Origin of the sequence: Streptomyces albus subsp. albus (assembly GCF_000725885.1) — a bacterium.
Classification (GTDB): domain Bacteria; phylum Actinomycetota; class Actinomycetes; order Streptomycetales; family Streptomycetaceae; genus Streptomyces; species Streptomyces albus.
Window position 1 is genome coordinate 1 of sequence record NZ_JODR01000032.1, and the last position, 16,772, is coordinate 16,772.

Here is a 16,772-nt window from a genome sequence, read left to right on the forward strand (position 1 = left end):
GGACCTGTCCGATTCGTTCCATGGTGGCGTGGATTTGGTCGACGCACCGCTCCGCGGCTTCCCGCTCGCCCGGCAGGTCGAAGGGCCGGGCCTCAGTCAGGACGGGGGCGCCGTACTGGACGACGTCGATCTCAGGCATCTGCCGGCTGAGCGCACCCGCCCCAACTCCCCACCGTCGGCAGTCTCCCCCGGGATTCTCCTGCATTCTCAGTCGACCCGAACTCGCCCCGTCCGGGTTGGAGTGTCCGAAGGGCCGGACACTGCGGGCAGGGCCTCCCCAGCCCGAAGCATGGCCGTCTACCAGCCCCAACCGATGTGGTGTTGACCGCTGGGCGCCGTCCTGGGAACGGCATACACGCGTGCGCGCGGCCGGTACGAGGCAGCGGAGAACAAGGAGGAGCATCGCGAAGACCCCGGTCCTGCGTACGCTGCAATGCTGGTGGCGCTGGTCAATGGTGCGAGCACCAGATCTACCTGCACCGACCCCGGCCCAGTCAGCAACTGCCCGGTTTGCGCGCGCTTCGACGGGCCCGTGCCAACACAGCCCGGGACCGACGGGAAGCGACGGGCCGAGGAGGAATGGCTGTACGAACGCCGGATCCATCACGTCGCTCACCACCTCGCCCCCAAGATCGTAACGATGCCGCCGGAACGTTCCACCCTTCCCAACCGACCCTCCACCGACCAACTCTCCCCCACCGGATGACCAGCGCACGCCACACCCACAGGCAAGAGCCCTGCCCTCAACCAGGCGCGGGGAGCACGTGAGTAAAAGCCCCCCACACACACCGTCCTGCAGACCCCGCCACCGGCATCCCAGACCGAACGCAGACGGGACCAGGCAGAGCGGGACCGGCCCCAGCCTCGCCCCCGGCACCGCCACGCCCCGCTCATCCTCGACGACGGCGATGCCATCGCCACCGCCGCCACCCTGCGCACCGCCGCCGACCACCTCACCACCATGGAGGAAACCTCGCTGCGGGCCCTCGCCGGCTCGGAAATGAACCTTCACTCGTGCTTCCCGTTCGTGGGTCTGGCCGACGTGTCGTTCTGGAAGGCTTCGATCTTCGCCCAGAGCGCGTTGCCCAGATCTCGGACCACAGGGGTGTATTCGATCCCGCATTCCCGGGCGGCTTCCCGGGTCCGGGCTTCCTTCTCCGCCTGGGTGAGCGTGGCGGGAGCCCTGTCGAGGACGTCGTCGATGAGCAGGCCGGTGACCACGTCAGCGGCCGGGCCCTGCCCCTGGGCCATTTCCCGAAGGAGCTGACGCTTGAGCTGGCCGTCGCGCGCCTGTCTCCCGGCGGCCTGCCGGACATAGGCCACGAGAGGAACGTCGAGCTCGGCCGCGTGCTCGCTGATCAGGGCATACTCTTCCGGCGAGAAGGCCACCAGGACCTCCAGGCCCGAGGGCTCTGTGTCGGTCATGGCACCCATGATGGCCTTCGCTTCTGACAATCCCGCAGCATCGGTCGCACAGCCAGTGACATCACGACCGAACCTCACACCCACCGGCTGGAGTAGGCGGCCAGCGTGCTGTACGGCTGCGGCTACACGCCGACACTGGCGATGGCGGACGGGCTGTACGGCTACTGACCGGAGGCGTCCTTCGACCGGATCGTGGCCGCCTGCTCCTTCCGCGCCGTCCCGCCCGCCCTGATCGCCCAGGCCCGGCCCGGCGGGAAGATCCTGCTCACCCGGGGTGGCTCTATGGATACGGCCGCGTCCTGCTCACCGTGAACGGCGACGGCACCGGCCCGCCGCCACCCTCGTCCCCACCGATGGCCGGTGGGAGGTGCGCGAGGGCGGCCCGGTGCGGCTGTGGGAGCGGATCGAGCGCGTGCTGTCCGCATACGACGACGCAGGCCGGCCCGGGCCTCAGACGTTCACCATGCACGTCTAACGACGGCGGCCAGCACCTGCGCCACCCCCACCTGCCCGTCCTGCCCCTTCCCCGGCCCTGACCAGCAGCGGGCCCGCAAGACACCAGGCGCCAGGGCGGGGAGCGTGACGGTTCCCCTCGCCCTGGCACCTGGCCATGGTCACCGCACCCACTCGTACTCGTCGTCCGCGTCCCATCCGGCGTCGCGGTCACCATCGGGCAGATCGCCTGTCTCGTCCTCGGTGAGGACGTGGCGCACATCGTCCATGGACATCATGATGCCGACTGGTCCCCGGGCGGTTCAGGCGGCCTGACCGAAGCCGGCCGCCGCCGGGCCGCCAGGGGCCGGCTCGCGCAGCGGGGTCAAGCCCACAGCACCTGGCGCAGTACAGCGTCGTGCTCTTGGAAGACCACCCGTCCGCCTGCCCTCAAGGCATCCCGCACGGTGGCCTCTCCTGCTTCAAGAGCTGGCGCGAGAGGGACTGATGACGGCTCAGGGCCCGCCTCCTGCACCGTCGATGCGTCCATCGCGATCAACTCGGCTCCGTACGTGCGTGCTACGTACTCAGCAATCCGCAGACCACTGCCATCCAGATCACCGCTGTATCTCAGGTGGATCCCCTGGTCGACCGCGAGCTGCAGGAGGGTGTGGTCGACGCTGCTGAGCTGCCCGCTGGTACATGCCAGCGGGCTGGGGCTGTCGCAGGCCATGGCTGCTTCGAGGACCGAGGGGTTCTCGACTACGGTGAGGACCTGGGGCGCGAGCGTCGGCGGGGTGTGGGTCAGGTCGAGCAGGGTAAGGGCTACGGGCGTGGCCGCCTCTCGTAGCCGCCGGTCCACTGGCCCGTCGCCCACTGCCTGTACCTGGTACAGCAGCACGGTGGCCGACAGCCGGTCGGCGATCACTCCGTAGTCGGCGAGCAGCGCCCGGACCAGGTCGGGGCGGTTCGGCTCGGGGCGCCCTGCCAGTTCGGCGACTGCTGCGACCAGTCGGGCGCCGGCGGTGGTGTCCAGGTCGAAGTAGTGCGGGTCGCCCGCGCAGTCGTGTGAGAGCTTCGCCAGAGAGACCGCGGGCGTGTGCGGCAGCTGCGAGGTGGCGGCGGCCAGGGCGTCGATGAGGCGGCGTATTGAGGTCGCGTCGTCGTCCGTGACGCCGGCCGTGCGCATCCGCGCCACCAGAGTGGGTAGGTGCGGCAGGGCTCCGCTTGCGTAGTCCCACAGTTCCTGGCGCAGCGTTGCGGCCGTGCGCCGGTCTGCTGCTCGGTCCTGCACTGTGCGGCCGATGGCGCGTTCCACCAGCGGTTGCAGGTGCGCGGCGGTCAGGCCGAGGACCGTCAGTAGTTCGCGGAGCGGTACGCGGACGCCGGTGGGGCCGACGGCGACGGCGGAGCGGACGCTGCGGCGGCGGGCGGTGGTGTCCAGCCAGGCGCGCAGGGTAGCGATTCCCGCTGGGTTCAACTCGGGCACCCGGACTGCGGCAATGGACTCGGGGGTCTGGCCGGAACACAGTCGGTCGTGGATGGCCGTCCACAGGGGGGCCAGGTCGGGATCGTCGGCAATCAGGTTGAGGTCGGCGCTCACATGGGCTCCTCGCGGTGGGCGGGGTCCAGGGCCAGGTCGAGGGTGAGGGGCTGTGGTTCGCCGTGGCCTTGCCACAGCCAGGGCACGGTGACCCGGTGTCGTCCGGCGGTGACTACTTGATGGACCATGACCTTTCCGGCTTCCTGCTTGATCATGGGGGTCATGAAGGGGGCGGTGGCGAGCACGTCGAAGTCCCAGGAGCGCAGGAGTGCGAGGACTTGGCGCAGGTTGGGTTCGTCGAATGCTGCGTCGATCTCATCGACGGACAGCAGCCGGGGTCCGTGGAAGCCTTCGCCGGAGTACATCGACCATGCTGCGGCCAGCAGCGGGAGCATGGTGGCCAGTCGCCGCTCTCCGGTGGACAGTGCTTCCAGCGGGTTGGAGCGGGCGGTTACCTTGCGGAATTTTTCCGTGCTGCCGTCGCCGAATGAGGCGTGGGTCAGGGAGATTTCCCAGTCGTGCCAGGCGCGGTAGTCGAAGGTGTGGGCGACGCGGTCGGCCCAGGGCTCGCCGGCTTTTTCGTCCATTCGCTGACGCAGCACGGCGTACATCTGCTCGAAGACCGCGTCGGAGGGCGGCTGGGAGATGAGCTCCACCATGCGCTGGGCGTCCTCGTCTTCGCGCACCGTCCATTCGACCTGGACGCCGACGCCTGCGACGCCGGTGCGGACTTCGCTGAGGGTGGAGCGGATCTTGCGGACCAGTTCCTGGGCCGCCTCACGGCGCAGGCGCACATCGCTGCGCAGCCGGGTGAATAGGCTGGTCTTCAGGGTCTGTTTGATGTCTGCGCGCAGGTCGTCCTCGAGCTGGCCGGCGGTGGCCTCAAGGGCCTGGACCGCGGTGTGGAGGTCTTCTCCGCGCGCGGCGCCTGGATCGGCGACGACGGCGCGGCGCCAGTCGGTGTTCTCGATACTGATCAAGGTGACCTGGCGGTCGAAGCGGACCAGCGCGGTGTTCGCTGTGCGGGCGCTGGTCTCCAGTACGGCCAGGGCGCGGTCGCGGTTCTGGGTGAGGGTGGCGAGGCGGTCAGCGGAGGCGGGGCGGTCGGCGAGCAGACGGCGGGCCCAGGCCAGGCCGGCAGTGAGGTGAGCGGGCCGCCCTGTGTCGTCGGTGGGCAGGTCCTCGGGCACGGTGGCGAGGTTTTCCTCGGCGAGCCGACTGAGCTGGCGCAGGCAGGCGTCGCGGCGGCTCTCGGCCGCCTGACGGTAGGGGGCGATGCTCTCGAGGGTCGCCTGGGCGGTGGCGGCCTGCACGGCGGCGTTGTTGCGCTGTTGCAGGAGTTGCTCGGCCTGGGTGCGGGTGTGGTTCAGCATGGTGGCGGTGTTCGCGCGGTGCTGACGCAGCCGCTCGTACTCGGCGCCGTGCAGGGCTCGGATCTCGGCGACGGCGGCGGCTTCTCGCTGGGCGTCCCGGCGAGCGGCATCCGCCTGCTGGTGGGCGCGTTCGCAGCGGCTCGTCCAGTCCTTGGCTGCATGGGCGTCGCGGCTGGCTCGCTGGAGCAGGTCGGTGGCGCGCAGCGCGGCGTGTTTCCAGGCCTCGGTCTGTGAGGCGAGTTGTTCGGTTGCGCGGTGGTGGCGGTCGAGGGCGGCCGGCTCGGTGGGCAGGAGTGTTCCGTCGGGCAAGGTGGCCCGTCGGTTGAGTGTACGCAGGGCGCCTTTGACCGTCTCGCCGGCCGTGCGGTGCCGTTCGGCGGCAGCCAATGCCGTGCTGCGGGCGCGGGTGAGGGCGTCGTCTGCGTCGTCCTCGGCCTCCTGGGCGGTGCGGGCTGCGGCGAGGGCGGCGTGGGGGAAGGCGGCTTGTTCGGCATCCGCCTGTTGTTGCGCGTCGGCGGCCGCGGCCCGGGCGGCCTCGCTGCGCTGTGCGTCCTGCTGCCGCTGGTCGAGTGCCTGGTGTGCTTGGTCGGCCTGGGTGCCGGTGTCGGTGGCGGCCTGCTCGGCGTGGCGCAGTTCCTGTTCGGCAGCGGCCAGGCGTGCGGCGCGGGCGACGGCGGCGGTCTCCAACTGGGCGAGGGCCTGCTGGCGCGAGTGTCCGGCGTCTGCGATACGGCTGTCGGTCTGTCGTTGGACGGTTTCGGTGTCGCGGCGCAGCCGGGCCACGTTCTGCGTTGCGGTCAGCAGCGCTGCCGCGTTGGGGAAGGCGTCGCGTTCGTCGTCGGCGGCCTGGATGTCCTGGCGGCGGCGGCGGACCTCCTCTCGCGCGGCGGCCAGGCGCTGCGCGGCGGCGGCCAAGTCGCTTTCGATGGCTGCGACGCGCTCCAGGCGGGCGCGTTCGCGGGCGGTGCGGCCGATGTACGCGGCCCGGTAGCCGTCGGGGGCAGCGGCGGTGAGCACGCCGGATGCCAGCCGGCCGGTGGCCAGGTCACTGCCGGGGGCATCGACGGGAATGGCGTGCAGGAGCCGCCGGATACGGTCGGGGTCGATGGCCGGGTCTGGTTCGAGGCGGAGCAGGTCGGCCAGAGTGGTGCCGGCGGCGGGGTGGAGGGTGGGGGTGAGGGTGAGGTCGCCGGCCACCGCGTGGCCGTCGGGGGTGACCAGGGCGTCGAGGATGCCGGCGACCAGGAGGGCGCCTTCGAGGCGGCTGGCTTCGATGTCGGTCAGGTGGGGGGCGAAGTCGACCAGCGCCCACAGGGGGATGCCGTCGCCTTCCTGCCGGGTCCGCCACGGCGGGGCGGGCGGGGTGGCGGCTGCCTGGCGGCTTGCGGCCAGCTTGGCTTCGATGGCGGCGACATCGGCGGCGGCCAGGTCGGCCTGGTGCTCGGCGGCCTCAGCGTGGTGGTGCAGGCGCGGAGCGGTGGCCGCGTGTGCGCGCTGTGCCATCAGTTCGATGTCGGCCGGGCGGAAGGTGCCCAGCCAGGTCTCGGTGTCGTCCGCGGGGCAGTCCGGTGCGAGGGCGTCGGGTACCTGGATGGCCTCGGCGGACAGATGGACGAGGTCGGCGCGCCAGCGGTGTACGTCCCCCAGCCAGGTGCGGGCGGTTCGGGCGGCGGCGTCCACACCGGCGTTCCATCGCTGCTGGGCGGCGGCAAGGTCGGCGCGCGCGGCGTCGGTGGCCTGCTGGTAGGCGGCGTGGGCTTGGTCTCGTTGCCGTTCGGCTTCCTCGGTCTCGGCGCGGGCGGTCTCCTGCGCGTCGCGGTAGGCGGCCATGGCTTCGGCGGCTGCGGCCTGCGCGGCCTGGTGCACGGCGCGGGCTCGCTCAGCGGTGGCGGCGGCCTCGGCGGCCAGGGCGGCGTCGGTGGCGGCGGTCTGCTGGTGGCGGGGCAGGTCGATGCGGGCGCGGGCCGCTGCGGCAGCAGAGGCGAGCCAGGTAGTCAACTGCCCAAGGTCCACGCGGCGCTCGTCGTCAGGGCAGGTGGTGAGTTCGCTGGGGGCGGGTTCCAGCTGCCGGGTGGCGGCCGACCACTCGGTGGTGCGGGAGGCGAGTTCGTGCTCGGTGTGTTGCCGGTGGGCGGTGGCTTCAGCGGCGAGCCGGCGGTGGGTGTCCTCGCCATCTTCGGCGGCGCGCAGCTCTTCGGCAGCTGTGTATTCGGCTTCCTGGGCCAGCTGGTGGCGGCGCAGCGCGTCATCTACCGCCCGTATCTGGCTGGTGCGTGCTTCGGCCCAGGCCCCAGGGGTTGCGCACAGGGCGTCGATATCGATGGCCGTGTTGCTGCCGATGTCGGCCGACGTCAGCTGCCCAGTGGCGGCCAACAGGCGTTCGATGGCGGCTTCAGCACCCAGCGTCGAGGCGGTGTGGCGCAGTTCATCCGCCAGGCGGAGCAGATGGTGCTGGCTGGTACGGGCCAGATCCGCCGAGCTGTCGGCCTGCTCGGTGGCCGCAGAAGCGTCGGTGGTGGCCTGCTCGGCTCGTTCGGCGGCCTCCTCGGCGGCTGTGGCCAGTTCGGCGGCCCGGATTTCCCGGAGCGGCAGATCGGCCCCGGCGTGGCCGCGCAGCTCGCTGTCGGCTGCCTCGAGGCGGCCTTCGAGTTCGGAGATCCGGCTGAGGGTGGCTGTGTGCTCGGTGTCGGCTGCCGCCTCGGCGGCCTGGGCTGCCTGGAGCTGGGAGGTCGCCTCCCGTGTCCGCCGGGTCTGGTCGTCGACCTCGGTGTTGGCAGCGGTCAGCGCCGCGGCCTGGGTTTGCGCGACGGTGGTGAGGTAGCGGCGGTAGGCCCGGTCGGTGCTCTGCAGCAGCTTGGCCTCGTCGCGGGTGCGCTGCAGCTGCGTCTCCAGTTCGGCGATGCGCTCCATCGCCTCCGCAATCAGGGTGAGGCTGTCGGTGTCGAGGGCGGGCAGCGCATCGGTGAGCACCTGGCGCATACGCGTGGGCGAGATGGCCTCGGCGGTGCGCAGACTGCGCAGGCTGCGCAGGACGGCGATGAGCGCATCGAACTGGACTTCGTCGAGCGGGGCGAACAGGCGGGTGCGGATGGTTGACCGGTAGTCCCGCTCGTCCTCGACGACGGGTAGGTGGGCCAGCGCCTTGGTGCGCAGGCTGGGTGAGGCGGTGAACAGTTCCCCGTCACAGGCGGCCAGTTGCTCGGCCAGGTCCTCGATCCGGACGGGCTCGCGGTCGCGTTGCAGCAGCAGGTCGGTCCCGATGCGTGCGGGGGCGAGGAAGAACGCGCGGTGCAAGTGGCCGCCGGTTGCCCGCAGCCACAGTCCGGTTGTCAGGAATCTCACCTCGCCGGTGCCTGGGTCGCGCAGCCCGTACTCCAGCCACCAGGCGCCGGTACGGTCCTCCCGGTCGTTGAAGTCGGTGTGGCGGCTGGTGAGTGTGCCAGCCGCTTTGCCGGACACGGACAGGGCCGTCTGGGAGGTGTCTGCGTCGAGCAGGACGGTGACGAGCATGGAGGCGGTCAACGACTTGCCGGAGCCATTGGGGCCGGCCAGGGTGAGCCAGCCGTCGGCGAACAGCAGGTCTTCGCTGGCCCAGGCCCAGGAGTTGACGATGCCGGCGCGGGTGGGCTGCCAGCGGCCGTCGGCGCCGGGCTGGCCGAGGGGCACGGTCGTGGCGGGGGGCGCAGTGGGGTGGTCGGTGACGCTCATGGGTTGAGTTCCTGCCTGCCTGGCGTATGGCGCGGTGGGGTCGCGGACGGGGCGTGTTCGGCCGGGACTGGGCTGGGAGGGTGTCGCAGGTGGGTGCGCCACAGGTAGATCCCGGGGGTGGGGTGCCAGTGGTCGGGGATGTCGGGGTCTGCGGTGAGCAGCCCGGCTTGGACGAGTTCGGCGGTGGCGGCGCGGGCCAGGGCGGGCAGGCGCCGGTCGTAGGCGGCGGCCCAGCGGGGCAGGTCGTCGCGGTGCCGCTGGAACAGAGCGGTCACCTCGGTGAGCGGAAGCGGGCCAGTGGGGTCGGCGCGGCGGGGCAGCTCGGCGAGCAGGGCGAGGGCTGCCTGCCGCTCGGTGCGACGGCCCTGAGGGAAGTCGATGCCGCTGCCCAGACCGGTTGGATCGGTGATCTGCCACCAGTCGCGGCGGACGGTGGCGGCCAGCCCGAGACAGGACACGACGCTCAGGGCCCGTTCACGTCCGGTGAGCGTGTGAAGGTAGGCGGTGGTCTGTGCGGCATCATCGTGGGGGTCGGTGGCGGGGTCGTCGACGAGTCGGCGCAGCGCCTTCAGCCGCCGCTCGTCCCGGGTCGGTCCGCCCGCTGGTTCGTCGAGGGCGGCGGCGGTGTGGTCCAGCAGCGACTCGGCGGACAGGGCGGCGGCGTGCGCTTGCGGGGAGAGGTCGTCCAGGCCGAGCAGAGTGGGGGAAAGCGAGGAGAACTTGGCGGCGAGACGGTCCCTGGATGCGGTGACGACCAAGTCGCTGTCCTCATCGGTGACGGCGCGGTCGAGGTCGGCGTCCACGGTGAGTGATCCTTCGGCGACCAGGAGCTTGAGGGCGTCGACCAGGTGCCGGCGGCTTTCGCGGGCTTCCTTCTTGCCTGTGCCATCGGAGGCGACGATACGGAACTGTGGCAGCCGCCCGGTGGGGGCTTCGGCCGCGCATACCTGCGCGACGGCCTGCAACAGCTCGCGCAGAGTCACGCGCGGGCGGCGCCACAGCTGCTCGCAGACCAGACAGACCAGTACCAGGACCTCGGTGGGAGCCGTCTGCGTGGCGCGGCCGTCGCGGGGAAGGTGGGGGCCGCGATCGTCGGGTACGTCGGCGCGGCGCTTGTGGAGGCGGACCAGTTCGGCGACTTCATGGACCTCCAGGCGCCAGCCGAGTTCGGCGCGGAAGAACTGGGCAAGCGCCGTGGCGCCTTTGACGGCGGTGCGGTAGAGCTCCGGGTCGCTCTCCGCGCGCAGACGGCCGGTGGCGATGAGCCGGCGTGCTGCCTCGCGCAGGTCCGGATCGAGAAGGTGCGGCGGCGTCATGCCACGCTCCAGGTCTTCGGGACGCGCTCTGGTGGATCACTCGCGGCGGCATGGTCGGTGGCGGTGACCCGTACCCGCAGGTCGGGGCCGGTCAGGTGGCCCTCGGCGAGCGCCACAGTCACGGTCCGGTCCGGGTCGCCGCGGCGGACGTGGACCACGACGCCCGCCCCGTCGGCCTCGGCCTGCCCGCGGCCGGTAGAAGGGTCGATCTGGGCGTAGGCGACCTCGATGGCGCGGAACAAGATGACCGCCGCGTCGATAGGCAGGCCGACGAAGTGCTCCAGCCCTACCTCCGTATCGGTGATCAGCAGGGTGGCGAAACGCCGCCTGCGTGCCGCCTCGGCGGCGGCTTCGGCCAGCGCGGCCGCCCGGTCCGCCGCGGTGTCGGCTACCTTGCGGGGCCGGCCACTGGATGGGCCGTGCCGCTCGTGTTCCCGCAAGGTCACCTCCACCTGGTGCCGGCCGGTGCCGGCTTGGGCGGCGGTGCCGTGGGCGACGTCTTCTTCCGCCGGACCGATGACCGCGTGCCAGGCCGGCCAGTCGCCGAAGGCGGCGGCATACACACGCCGTGCGCCGGCCGGGGTCGGCTGGGCGTGGAGGCTGTAGGCGAGGGAGCGGAAGTCAGCGCCCAGGTCGGAGCCGCGCCGCCGTGCGGTGTAGCGCCGGTCGATGGCGACCAGCAGCGTGTGCACGGCGCCGGTGGCCGAGGCGATCAGGCGGTGCACGGTGCCGTCGGGGCGGAACCACGCCTGGAGGTCCCCCAGGCGGCGCACCCGTTCGTCGACCCAGTGCTGCTGGTCACCGGGGTCGATCAGGCCGGCGTGGGGTACGGCGGCTTCGACGATCCGGCGGGGGCCTGCCGCCTGCAGATCTTCCAGCGCGGCCTCGACCCGTCGCAGTGCTCGGCCGTACTCGCGGGGAAACTGGCGCAGCGCCTCGATGACCCGGTCGCGGTTGTCGCCGAACAGGCCGTCGTCGGTGACGTCGGACTGGACCATCTGCGCGAGGGCGGCGTAGAAGTCGGCGGTGACTCGCTGGAGCTCGTCGATGCGGGTGCGGACGTCCTCCAGATCGACCGGAAGGAGCCCGTGGTCGGCGCTGAGGTGGTCGAGGATTGCGCGCACGGTGTGCTCGACGCTGTCCAGCAGGCGGCTGGGCAGCTGCAGCGCGCGGGAGACGTCGACCACGGCGGCCCGGACGGCGGCGACGATGCCGCGTCCCTTGCGGGTCAGCGCCCACGCCTCCTGCCGGATGATCATGCCCTGGTAGCTGCGCACGGGGGCGGCGTAGTCACGGAACGGCTCGGCGAATCCCCACTTCGCCAGCTGGTCCAGCGCCCCCAACAGGTCCGGCTCGGGAAGCGGGTCGTGGTAGCCGATGGCGCGCAGTTGGTCGGCAATGTCGGCCAGCGTGGACATCGGGCCGCGCGTGGACAACTCCTCCAGGGCAGCCAGCAGCGCGGTGTACCGCTCGCGGACCAGGTCATCGGGCAGGGCGAAAGCCGCCCAGTCACTGGGATGGATCTCTTGCCACCACATCCGCGGTGGGCTCATCGCTCACCCCTCTTGCTCCATGGCGCCTCGGCGCGCTCGCTCGTGTCCGTCCTGTGGTGGCCCGCCTCGGTTCGTGCCCTGCTTGGCCGGTGTCTGCGACGGTATCCGCCGCCACTGACATTGACGGCCGGGGAACAGTGCGACGAATGTCACGGAATCATCGCTTTCGATGTGCTATGGAGCGCTGCAAGGCGGGGCCTGTTCCGGCTGAACATGAAGATCACCGGTCAGCGGGGGCTGGGGTGGAGGCAGCGGTTGAAGACCTTCACGAGCGGGCAGCCTCGCGCAGGTGCTGGCGCAGCTGCGCGCGCAGGTGGGCCAGGGGGGCGCTCGCGCCGAGCCGCCGCAGGAAGTCGGCGGCCTCCCAGGTGATCAGGCCGCCCTGGCGGGAGAGGTACAGGCCCACCTGGTCGATGCCGAACTGGTCGTCGTAGTCCAACAGGAGGTATCCGGCGAGCTGGTAGATCTCCTCGCGGCCCAGGCGGCGGGGGTCCTTGGTGGCTTTGCAGTCCAGCAGGAGGCCGCCGAGGATGTAGTCGGCGTCGGCGCCGCCGATGTCGCCGCTGCCGGCGAAGACCGGACCGCACACGCGGGAGGTGGACGGCAGGGCGCGGAACGGGGTGAACGGCTTCTCGGCCAGATGCATCTGCTGGTCGATGTCGGTGATGACGTAGCCGGGGACGGCGGCGGTGAGGTCGTCCAGGGTGGTGGCGGGGGTGGCGGAGCTGAGCATGCTGAAGCGGCGGATCTCGCCGGTGCGGGCGATGTCCTCGAAGAAGCCGGCAACGAAGCACAGCCGGATGAGCGCGTTCTCCTCCAGACTGGAGGGATCGGCGAGGTAGGTGTCGACGGCGGCCAGCAGCTCCCGGCCCGCCGTGTGCAGGGCCTTGCGGGAGGCACGGGCCGGTGCGCCGCGCAGCGGTCCGGTCTCGTCAAGGAGCATCACACCGGCGGCAACGGCCAGTCCGAGCCATCCGCCGAGGCTGAGGCGGAGACGGTAGTCGATGGCATGTCCGAGGGCCGACCAGTTCGGGTACTGCACGTCGATCGGCTGCACCGGGTGCGCCAGGCCGGCGATACGCCTCTGGTAGTCGCGGACCAGGTTCTCGCTGTGGGGCAAGTGGCGGGCCATGAACTGCGAGATGGGTGAGGAGTCGTACTTCAGCTGCCCGGTCAGACTGAGCTCGATCATCGGCCGCCCGGCCACCGTGCCGTCCCGGCCGGTGGCGGCCATGGTCTTTTCGTACTCGTCGATCCAGGCAAGGCCCTCGGTGTCCAGCAGATGGCGGGCGCGAGTGACCGCGACGTAGATCAGGCGGGCCTCGCTCGCATTCAGCGCGCGCTGCAGACCGTGGTCATCCACCGACGGAGCCATGAAGCCCTTGCCGATACGTACCGACGGCCACTCCCGTCCCTTGGCCTTGTGCGCTGTGGAGACGGTGACCTGCGCCTTGTCCTCCGGGGACAGGCGGTCCACCGCGGCGATGATCTGGTCGGGGCCGTAGGTGTCGACCAGCTGCACGATCGCTTTGAGGTCCTGGCCAGCCTTGTCCTGCTCGGCGTACTCCTGCACCTCGCCCCAGGAGGAGAACAAGAACAGCTCCGGGTGGCTGGTGCGCTGACCGGCTTTGAGCTCGAGTGCGGCCTTGGCGATGCGCTGCAGCGCGCTGCCCCCGCCGGTCAGCGCCACCGGGATGCCGAGCTCCAGGTAGGACAGGACTTCGCTCATCGCGTCCACGTTGCCCCGGCACAGCACCGCCTCGGGCTGCGCCACCTCGCCAACCCGAGAGCCGGGGCCGTGGCCGGTCAGCTGCATCTCCGACTCGGCGTGCCCCAGCCACCGGTTGGCCACCTCGGCGATCGCCGGGCCGAAGCGGAAGGACTGGGTCAGACGCAGCTGCTCGGCCGGGAAGCCGGTCATCACATCGCGCGCGTTGCGCCAGCCGTAGATCTGCTGGGCCGGGTCCCCGACACATACCCGCTGCGCGTCCTGGGCGAGGAAGACCTCCTCCAGCACCGGGTTGGTGTCCTGGGCCTCGTCCAGCAGGACGAAGTCCGCCCCGAGCCGCGGGGAGGTCATCGCCCACAGCTTCATGTAGTGGTCGTGCTCGAACCGCAGCCGGCCCGCGGGCGAGCAGATGTCCTCCCACGCACGATGCGCGTAGGGCAGCAGAGTGCGGGCGAGATAGTCCTGTCCGGGGCCGTCGAGGCCGTTGACCGGCTCCATATGGCGGGCCATGACCTGCCGGTCGGTGGTGTAGCAGAACTTGCGGACCATGCCCATCACCAGACGCGCGGCGTGAGTGACCTTGATCTGGCGGGAGCCCACGTCAAGGTCGCGGGTGATGCCGAGCAGGCGGGCGGTGTGCTTGGCGGGAATCCGCGCCGAGGCATCCAGCCGCTCCCGGTAGTGGTGGCCGACAGCACGGAAGGCCAGGGAGTGCGCGGTACGGCACTCCACATTCGGCCCGAACCGCCCGCGCGCGTCGTCGGCGATCGCCCGGTTGAACGCCACGTACAGCCCGCGTTTGCGGGTCGCCGCGCCCATCAGGATCAGCGTGGACGTCTTGCCCGTCCCGGCACCTGCGACCAGGGCCAAGTCCCGGCCGGAGGCGAACACCTCACGGGCAGCCTGCTGCTCCTTCGTCGGCTCCATGGCCATGAATTCCTCTCTGGGAAGCGCGGCTTCATGTACCGCAACCCCAGAGGCTTCAACAGTCGATGACCAACCGTCAATACAGTCATACGTTCGGTAGCCTTTTCCGGCCGACCCCGGGCGGAGTCTGCAGGGCTGCACCGCGAGCCTGTGTGCTGCCGGTTTCCGCTCCCCGGCCCTCCTGGCGATCCACCCGCGTCGACGCAATCAAGACGACGAACTTCCCCGAATCCGGCAGGAGTTGTCAGTCCCGGTTTCTATGCTGCCGCAGGTTGGGGAACCGGTCGGCACCGCGCTGGCGCCCGGCCGTGTGATCAGACGGGAGGTGCGGGGTGCCGATGTGTACCCGCCGGGCCAAGTCGACCCGGCGCCCATGCCGCCGCGAGGCCGCCGAGTGGCCTCGCTACGACGATCTCCCCGCGCCCGTGGTGGCGTGCGCCAGCCACCTCACGCCGGCGGAATGGGCCGCCTGCCAGGAATCGCGTGCCCGGGCGAGCGCCGCCTCCGCTGCCCGCCGGGCAGCGGAGGCGGCTGCACGCGAAGAGCGGGGCGAACAGGCGCAGCCGGCCCCGGCCGTGGCGGACTACGTCCCACGGCCGTGCACCGGCCAGTGCATCTCCCAGGCGCGCGCCTGGGGCCGCGAGGCGGACAGCGCCTCCAGCCTGTGCGCGACCTGCGACGGCTACGTGTGCATATCCTGCGGCGAGGCCGAAGTCGGCGACATCCTCGAGTGCTGCGACCGGTGCACGACGGAGGAGGCGTTGCTCCACCACGAGCCGGACGCGCTACCGGACGAGGTCGACGCCGGGCCCGACCCGCGCATGCGGCTGACCGCGATGGCGAACGAACTCGTGGCGGCCACCGGCCGCACACACGGCTACGTCAACGCCCGCATCAACCGGACCATCGGGGTAACCACCCGCGTCGGAGCCGACGAGCAGGTGATCCGCCGCGCCGCACGGGCCGCCCGCGACTGGCTCGACCAACTCCTCCCAAGCCCCCAGCCGGACACCGCCCCACCCGATGTGCCCGATCCCGGCGGAAGGACAGTGCCCGCGGAGCATGTCGAGCCCTCTGCGCGGGTCGAAGGCGCTGCGCGCGCGGGCGGCCGGGTACTACGGTCGGCGCCCATGGACACCCCCGCACCACGCCCCGCCGACGACGCCGTGGGCGAGCACGCCGAGTTGACCGTGACCGTCCGCCTGACCGGCCAGAGCGCCAGGCGCCTGCACCGCGCGGCCGAGATCCAGCAGCGGCCCATCGAGGAGGTCGCAGCCGAGAGCATCAGCGACGAGATGCGCCGGGACGTGCACGGCACGCTCTACAGCGGCAGCGACACGTACGCGGCCACCCTCGACGGCCTCGCCAAACGCCTCGCACTCATCGTCCGCGAACTGGGCGCCCTGCCCTCCGGCGCCGCCGCACACGTGATCGCCCGGGCAGCCGCCGAGAAACTCGGGCCCCTGCCCGAAGAATGGCACCAGCGCATGCTCGAACAGCTCACCGAGATGTGGACCGGCCGCACCACCGAGTTCGGCACACGCCCCGACGACTCCTTCGGCCCGCTGGAGAAGACCCAGGTCCAGGCGATGGTCACCCCCGCGCAATGGGATGCCCTGGCCCGCATCGGCGCACCGGGCAGCATCGCCCAAGGCGTCCAGGAAGCTCTCGAGGCCGGGATCACCGCTCTCGATCGATAGCCGGCCCGGCCGCGCCCCGGGCGGGGGCTAGCATGGCGCGCTCCCCCACGAGAAGAAGGAGCCGATGCAGCCCGAACACTGCCCCTTCCACCGCCGCGAGGACACCTGCGCGGCCACCGCCCGGCTGCTGGTCCAGGCCGGCCTGCTCGACCCCGCACCCCACGCGCCCGCCGCTTGCGGGACAGCCGCCGGCGACGTGGCGCCCGTCCCTTCGCGGGAGGTCACGCTGCCCCTCATCGCGGAGCACATCAACACCTGGGGTCGCGTCGTCATCGACCCCACCCTCCCGCACGCGGACGTGGCCTCGCTGGAGGAGCGGTCGCTGCGCTACACCCTCCAAGCCCTATGGGAAGCAGCCGGCGAGGCCACCCGGCGCCGCGTCGCGTTCCCAGACGGCAGCGCGTCAGGGTGGTGGCGCGTGAGCGACGCGCTGCAAGAGGCCCAGTCAGCAGCCCGGCGCACCGCCGCCGACAGCGACGGCGGCGAGGCGGACCTATGGTGGTACATCGCCCTGCTCCACCTCGGCCACGCCCGCACCCTGTGGCAGAACCGTATCGGCCGCACACCGCCGCAGTAACTACGCGGGCAGTTGCCCGATGCTCCGTGCTGACGGACGAAGCCAGGGATCAAAGAGCTTCGTCGTCAGCACGATCCGGTCGGCGTCTCCCGGCCGCTTCCCGGGCGCCCGCACGCCGCCGTGCGGCTCACGCGCCCGCAGCGGCCAGAGCAGCGTGTCCTTCGGGAGTGGGCTCGACCAGATCGCCGCGGCTGCCGTCGGCCGGCACCACGACACGGACCAGGCCACGCTTCCACAGACTGATCGAGACGCCGTACCACGCCATCTGCCGCTCGGTCCACGCCTCGTGGCCGGGATGGTTCTCGTCCATGCCGGGCTCGGCCGGGTTCAGGACCGGGAAGTACTCGGACATCCACACCGGCCTGCCGGCCTGCGCGACCAGCTTCAGCAGGTCGCGTTCATCGTTGCTCAACATCATCCGCGTAAGGCTACGACAGCTTCCTGACACGGCTTTGAGTGACGGCGAGGCCGACCGCCGCCTGGCCCGAT

General features: G+C 71.4%; 9 protein-coding genes and 1 pseudogene. 3 read left to right on the forward strand and 7 right to left on the reverse strand.

All coding sequences use genetic code 11. The features are described 5' to 3' along the window. Positions 1 to 1,008: 1,008 nt before the first annotated feature. Positions 1,009 to 1,425 (reverse strand): hypothetical protein, encoded by a 417-nt coding sequence (locus tag IO40_RS37790; protein WP_135567281.1) that lies wholly within the window; start codon positions 1,423 to 1,425, stop codon positions 1,009 to 1,011. 96 nt (positions 1,426 to 1,521) lie between these two features. Between IO40_RS37790 and IO40_RS39145 the strand changes: the two are divergent. Further along, positions 1,522 to 1,961: pseudogene (locus IO40_RS39145) on the forward strand (methyltransferase domain-containing protein); the annotation flags it as partial. 281 nt (positions 1,962 to 2,242) lie between these two features. On the opposite strand, the gene IO40_RS0129010 reads toward IO40_RS39145, so the two are convergent. From IO40_RS0129010 to IO40_RS0129030, 5 genes are all read right to left on the reverse strand, one after another. Beyond that, the gene (locus IO40_RS0129010) at positions 2,243 to 3,460 is read right to left on the reverse strand and encodes a TIGR02679 domain-containing protein (RefSeq protein WP_031029863.1); all 1,218 of its coding nucleotides are present in this window, start codon (positions 3,458 to 3,460) and stop codon (positions 2,243 to 2,245) included. Then, the gene (locus tag IO40_RS39520; RefSeq protein WP_051719349.1) at positions 3,457 to 8,481 is read right to left on the reverse strand and encodes an SbcC/MukB-like Walker B domain-containing protein; all 5,025 of its coding nucleotides are present in this window, start codon (positions 8,479 to 8,481) and stop codon (positions 3,457 to 3,459) included. Before IO40_RS39520 ends, IO40_RS0129010 begins: the two co-directional genes overlap by 4 nt. Continuing rightward, positions 8,478 to 9,797, reverse strand: coding sequence for a DUF2398 family protein (locus IO40_RS0129020; protein WP_051705825.1), 1,320 nt, complete (start codon positions 9,795 to 9,797; stop codon positions 8,478 to 8,480). Before IO40_RS0129020 ends, IO40_RS39520 begins: the two co-directional genes overlap by 4 nt. Next, the gene (locus IO40_RS0129025; RefSeq protein WP_031029872.1) at positions 9,794 to 11,350 is read right to left on the reverse strand and encodes a DUF2397 family protein; all 1,557 of its coding nucleotides are present in this window, start codon (positions 11,348 to 11,350) and stop codon (positions 9,794 to 9,796) included. Before IO40_RS0129025 ends, IO40_RS0129020 begins: the two co-directional genes overlap by 4 nt. 265 nt (positions 11,351 to 11,615) lie before the next feature. Further along, the gene (locus IO40_RS0129030) at positions 11,616 to 14,006 is read right to left on the reverse strand and encodes a UvrD-helicase domain-containing protein (protein ID WP_234324723.1); all 2,391 of its coding nucleotides are present in this window, start codon (positions 14,004 to 14,006) and stop codon (positions 11,616 to 11,618) included. A 332-nt stretch (positions 14,007 to 14,338) separates the two neighbouring features. Between IO40_RS0129030 and IO40_RS35070 the strand changes: the two genes are divergently transcribed. Further along, complete coding sequence (locus IO40_RS35070; RefSeq protein ID WP_164439097.1) at positions 14,339 to 15,706, forward strand: hypothetical protein; 1,368 nt, start codon at positions 14,339 to 14,341, stop codon at positions 15,704 to 15,706. A gap of 64 nt (positions 15,707 to 15,770) precedes the next feature. Further along, positions 15,771 to 16,283 carry a hypothetical protein gene (locus IO40_RS0129040; RefSeq protein WP_031029881.1) on the forward strand — a complete coding sequence of 171 codons (513 nt, stop codon included), beginning with the start codon at positions 15,771 to 15,773 and terminating at the stop codon, positions 16,281 to 16,283. Between the two features lie 127 nt (positions 16,284 to 16,410). Here IO40_RS0129040 and IO40_RS0129045 read toward each other — a convergent pair whose 3' ends face one another. Beyond that, positions 16,411 to 16,701, reverse strand: coding sequence for a hypothetical protein (locus IO40_RS0129045; protein WP_031029883.1), 291 nt, complete (start codon positions 16,699 to 16,701; stop codon positions 16,411 to 16,413). Positions 16,702 to 16,772 lie beyond the last annotated feature (71 nt).

Coding starts and splice junctions, on each gene's coding strand:
- IO40_RS0129045 (WP_031029883.1), bottom strand. CDS start 16,701: ATGATGTTGAGCAACGATGAACGCGACCTGCTGAAGCTGGTCGCGCAG.
- IO40_RS0129025 (WP_031029872.1), bottom strand. CDS start 11,350: ATGAGCCCACCGCGGATGTGGTGGCAAGAGATCCATCCCAGTGACTGG.
- IO40_RS0129020 (WP_051705825.1), bottom strand. CDS start 9,797: ATGACGCCGCCGCACCTTCTCGATCCGGACCTGCGCGAGGCAGCACGC.
- IO40_RS39520 (WP_051719349.1), bottom strand. CDS start 8,481: ATGAGCGTCACCGACCACCCCACTGCGCCCCCCGCCACGACCGTGCCC.
- IO40_RS0129030 (WP_234324723.1), bottom strand. CDS start 14,006: ATGGAGCCGACGAAGGAGCAGCAGGCTGCCCGTGAGGTGTTCGCCTCC.
- IO40_RS37790 (WP_135567281.1), bottom strand. CDS start 1,425: ATGACCGACACAGAGCCCTCGGGCCTGGAGGTCCTGGTGGCCTTCTCG.
- IO40_RS0129040 (WP_031029881.1), top strand. CDS start 15,771: ATGCAGCCCGAACACTGCCCCTTCCACCGCCGCGAGGACACCTGCGCG.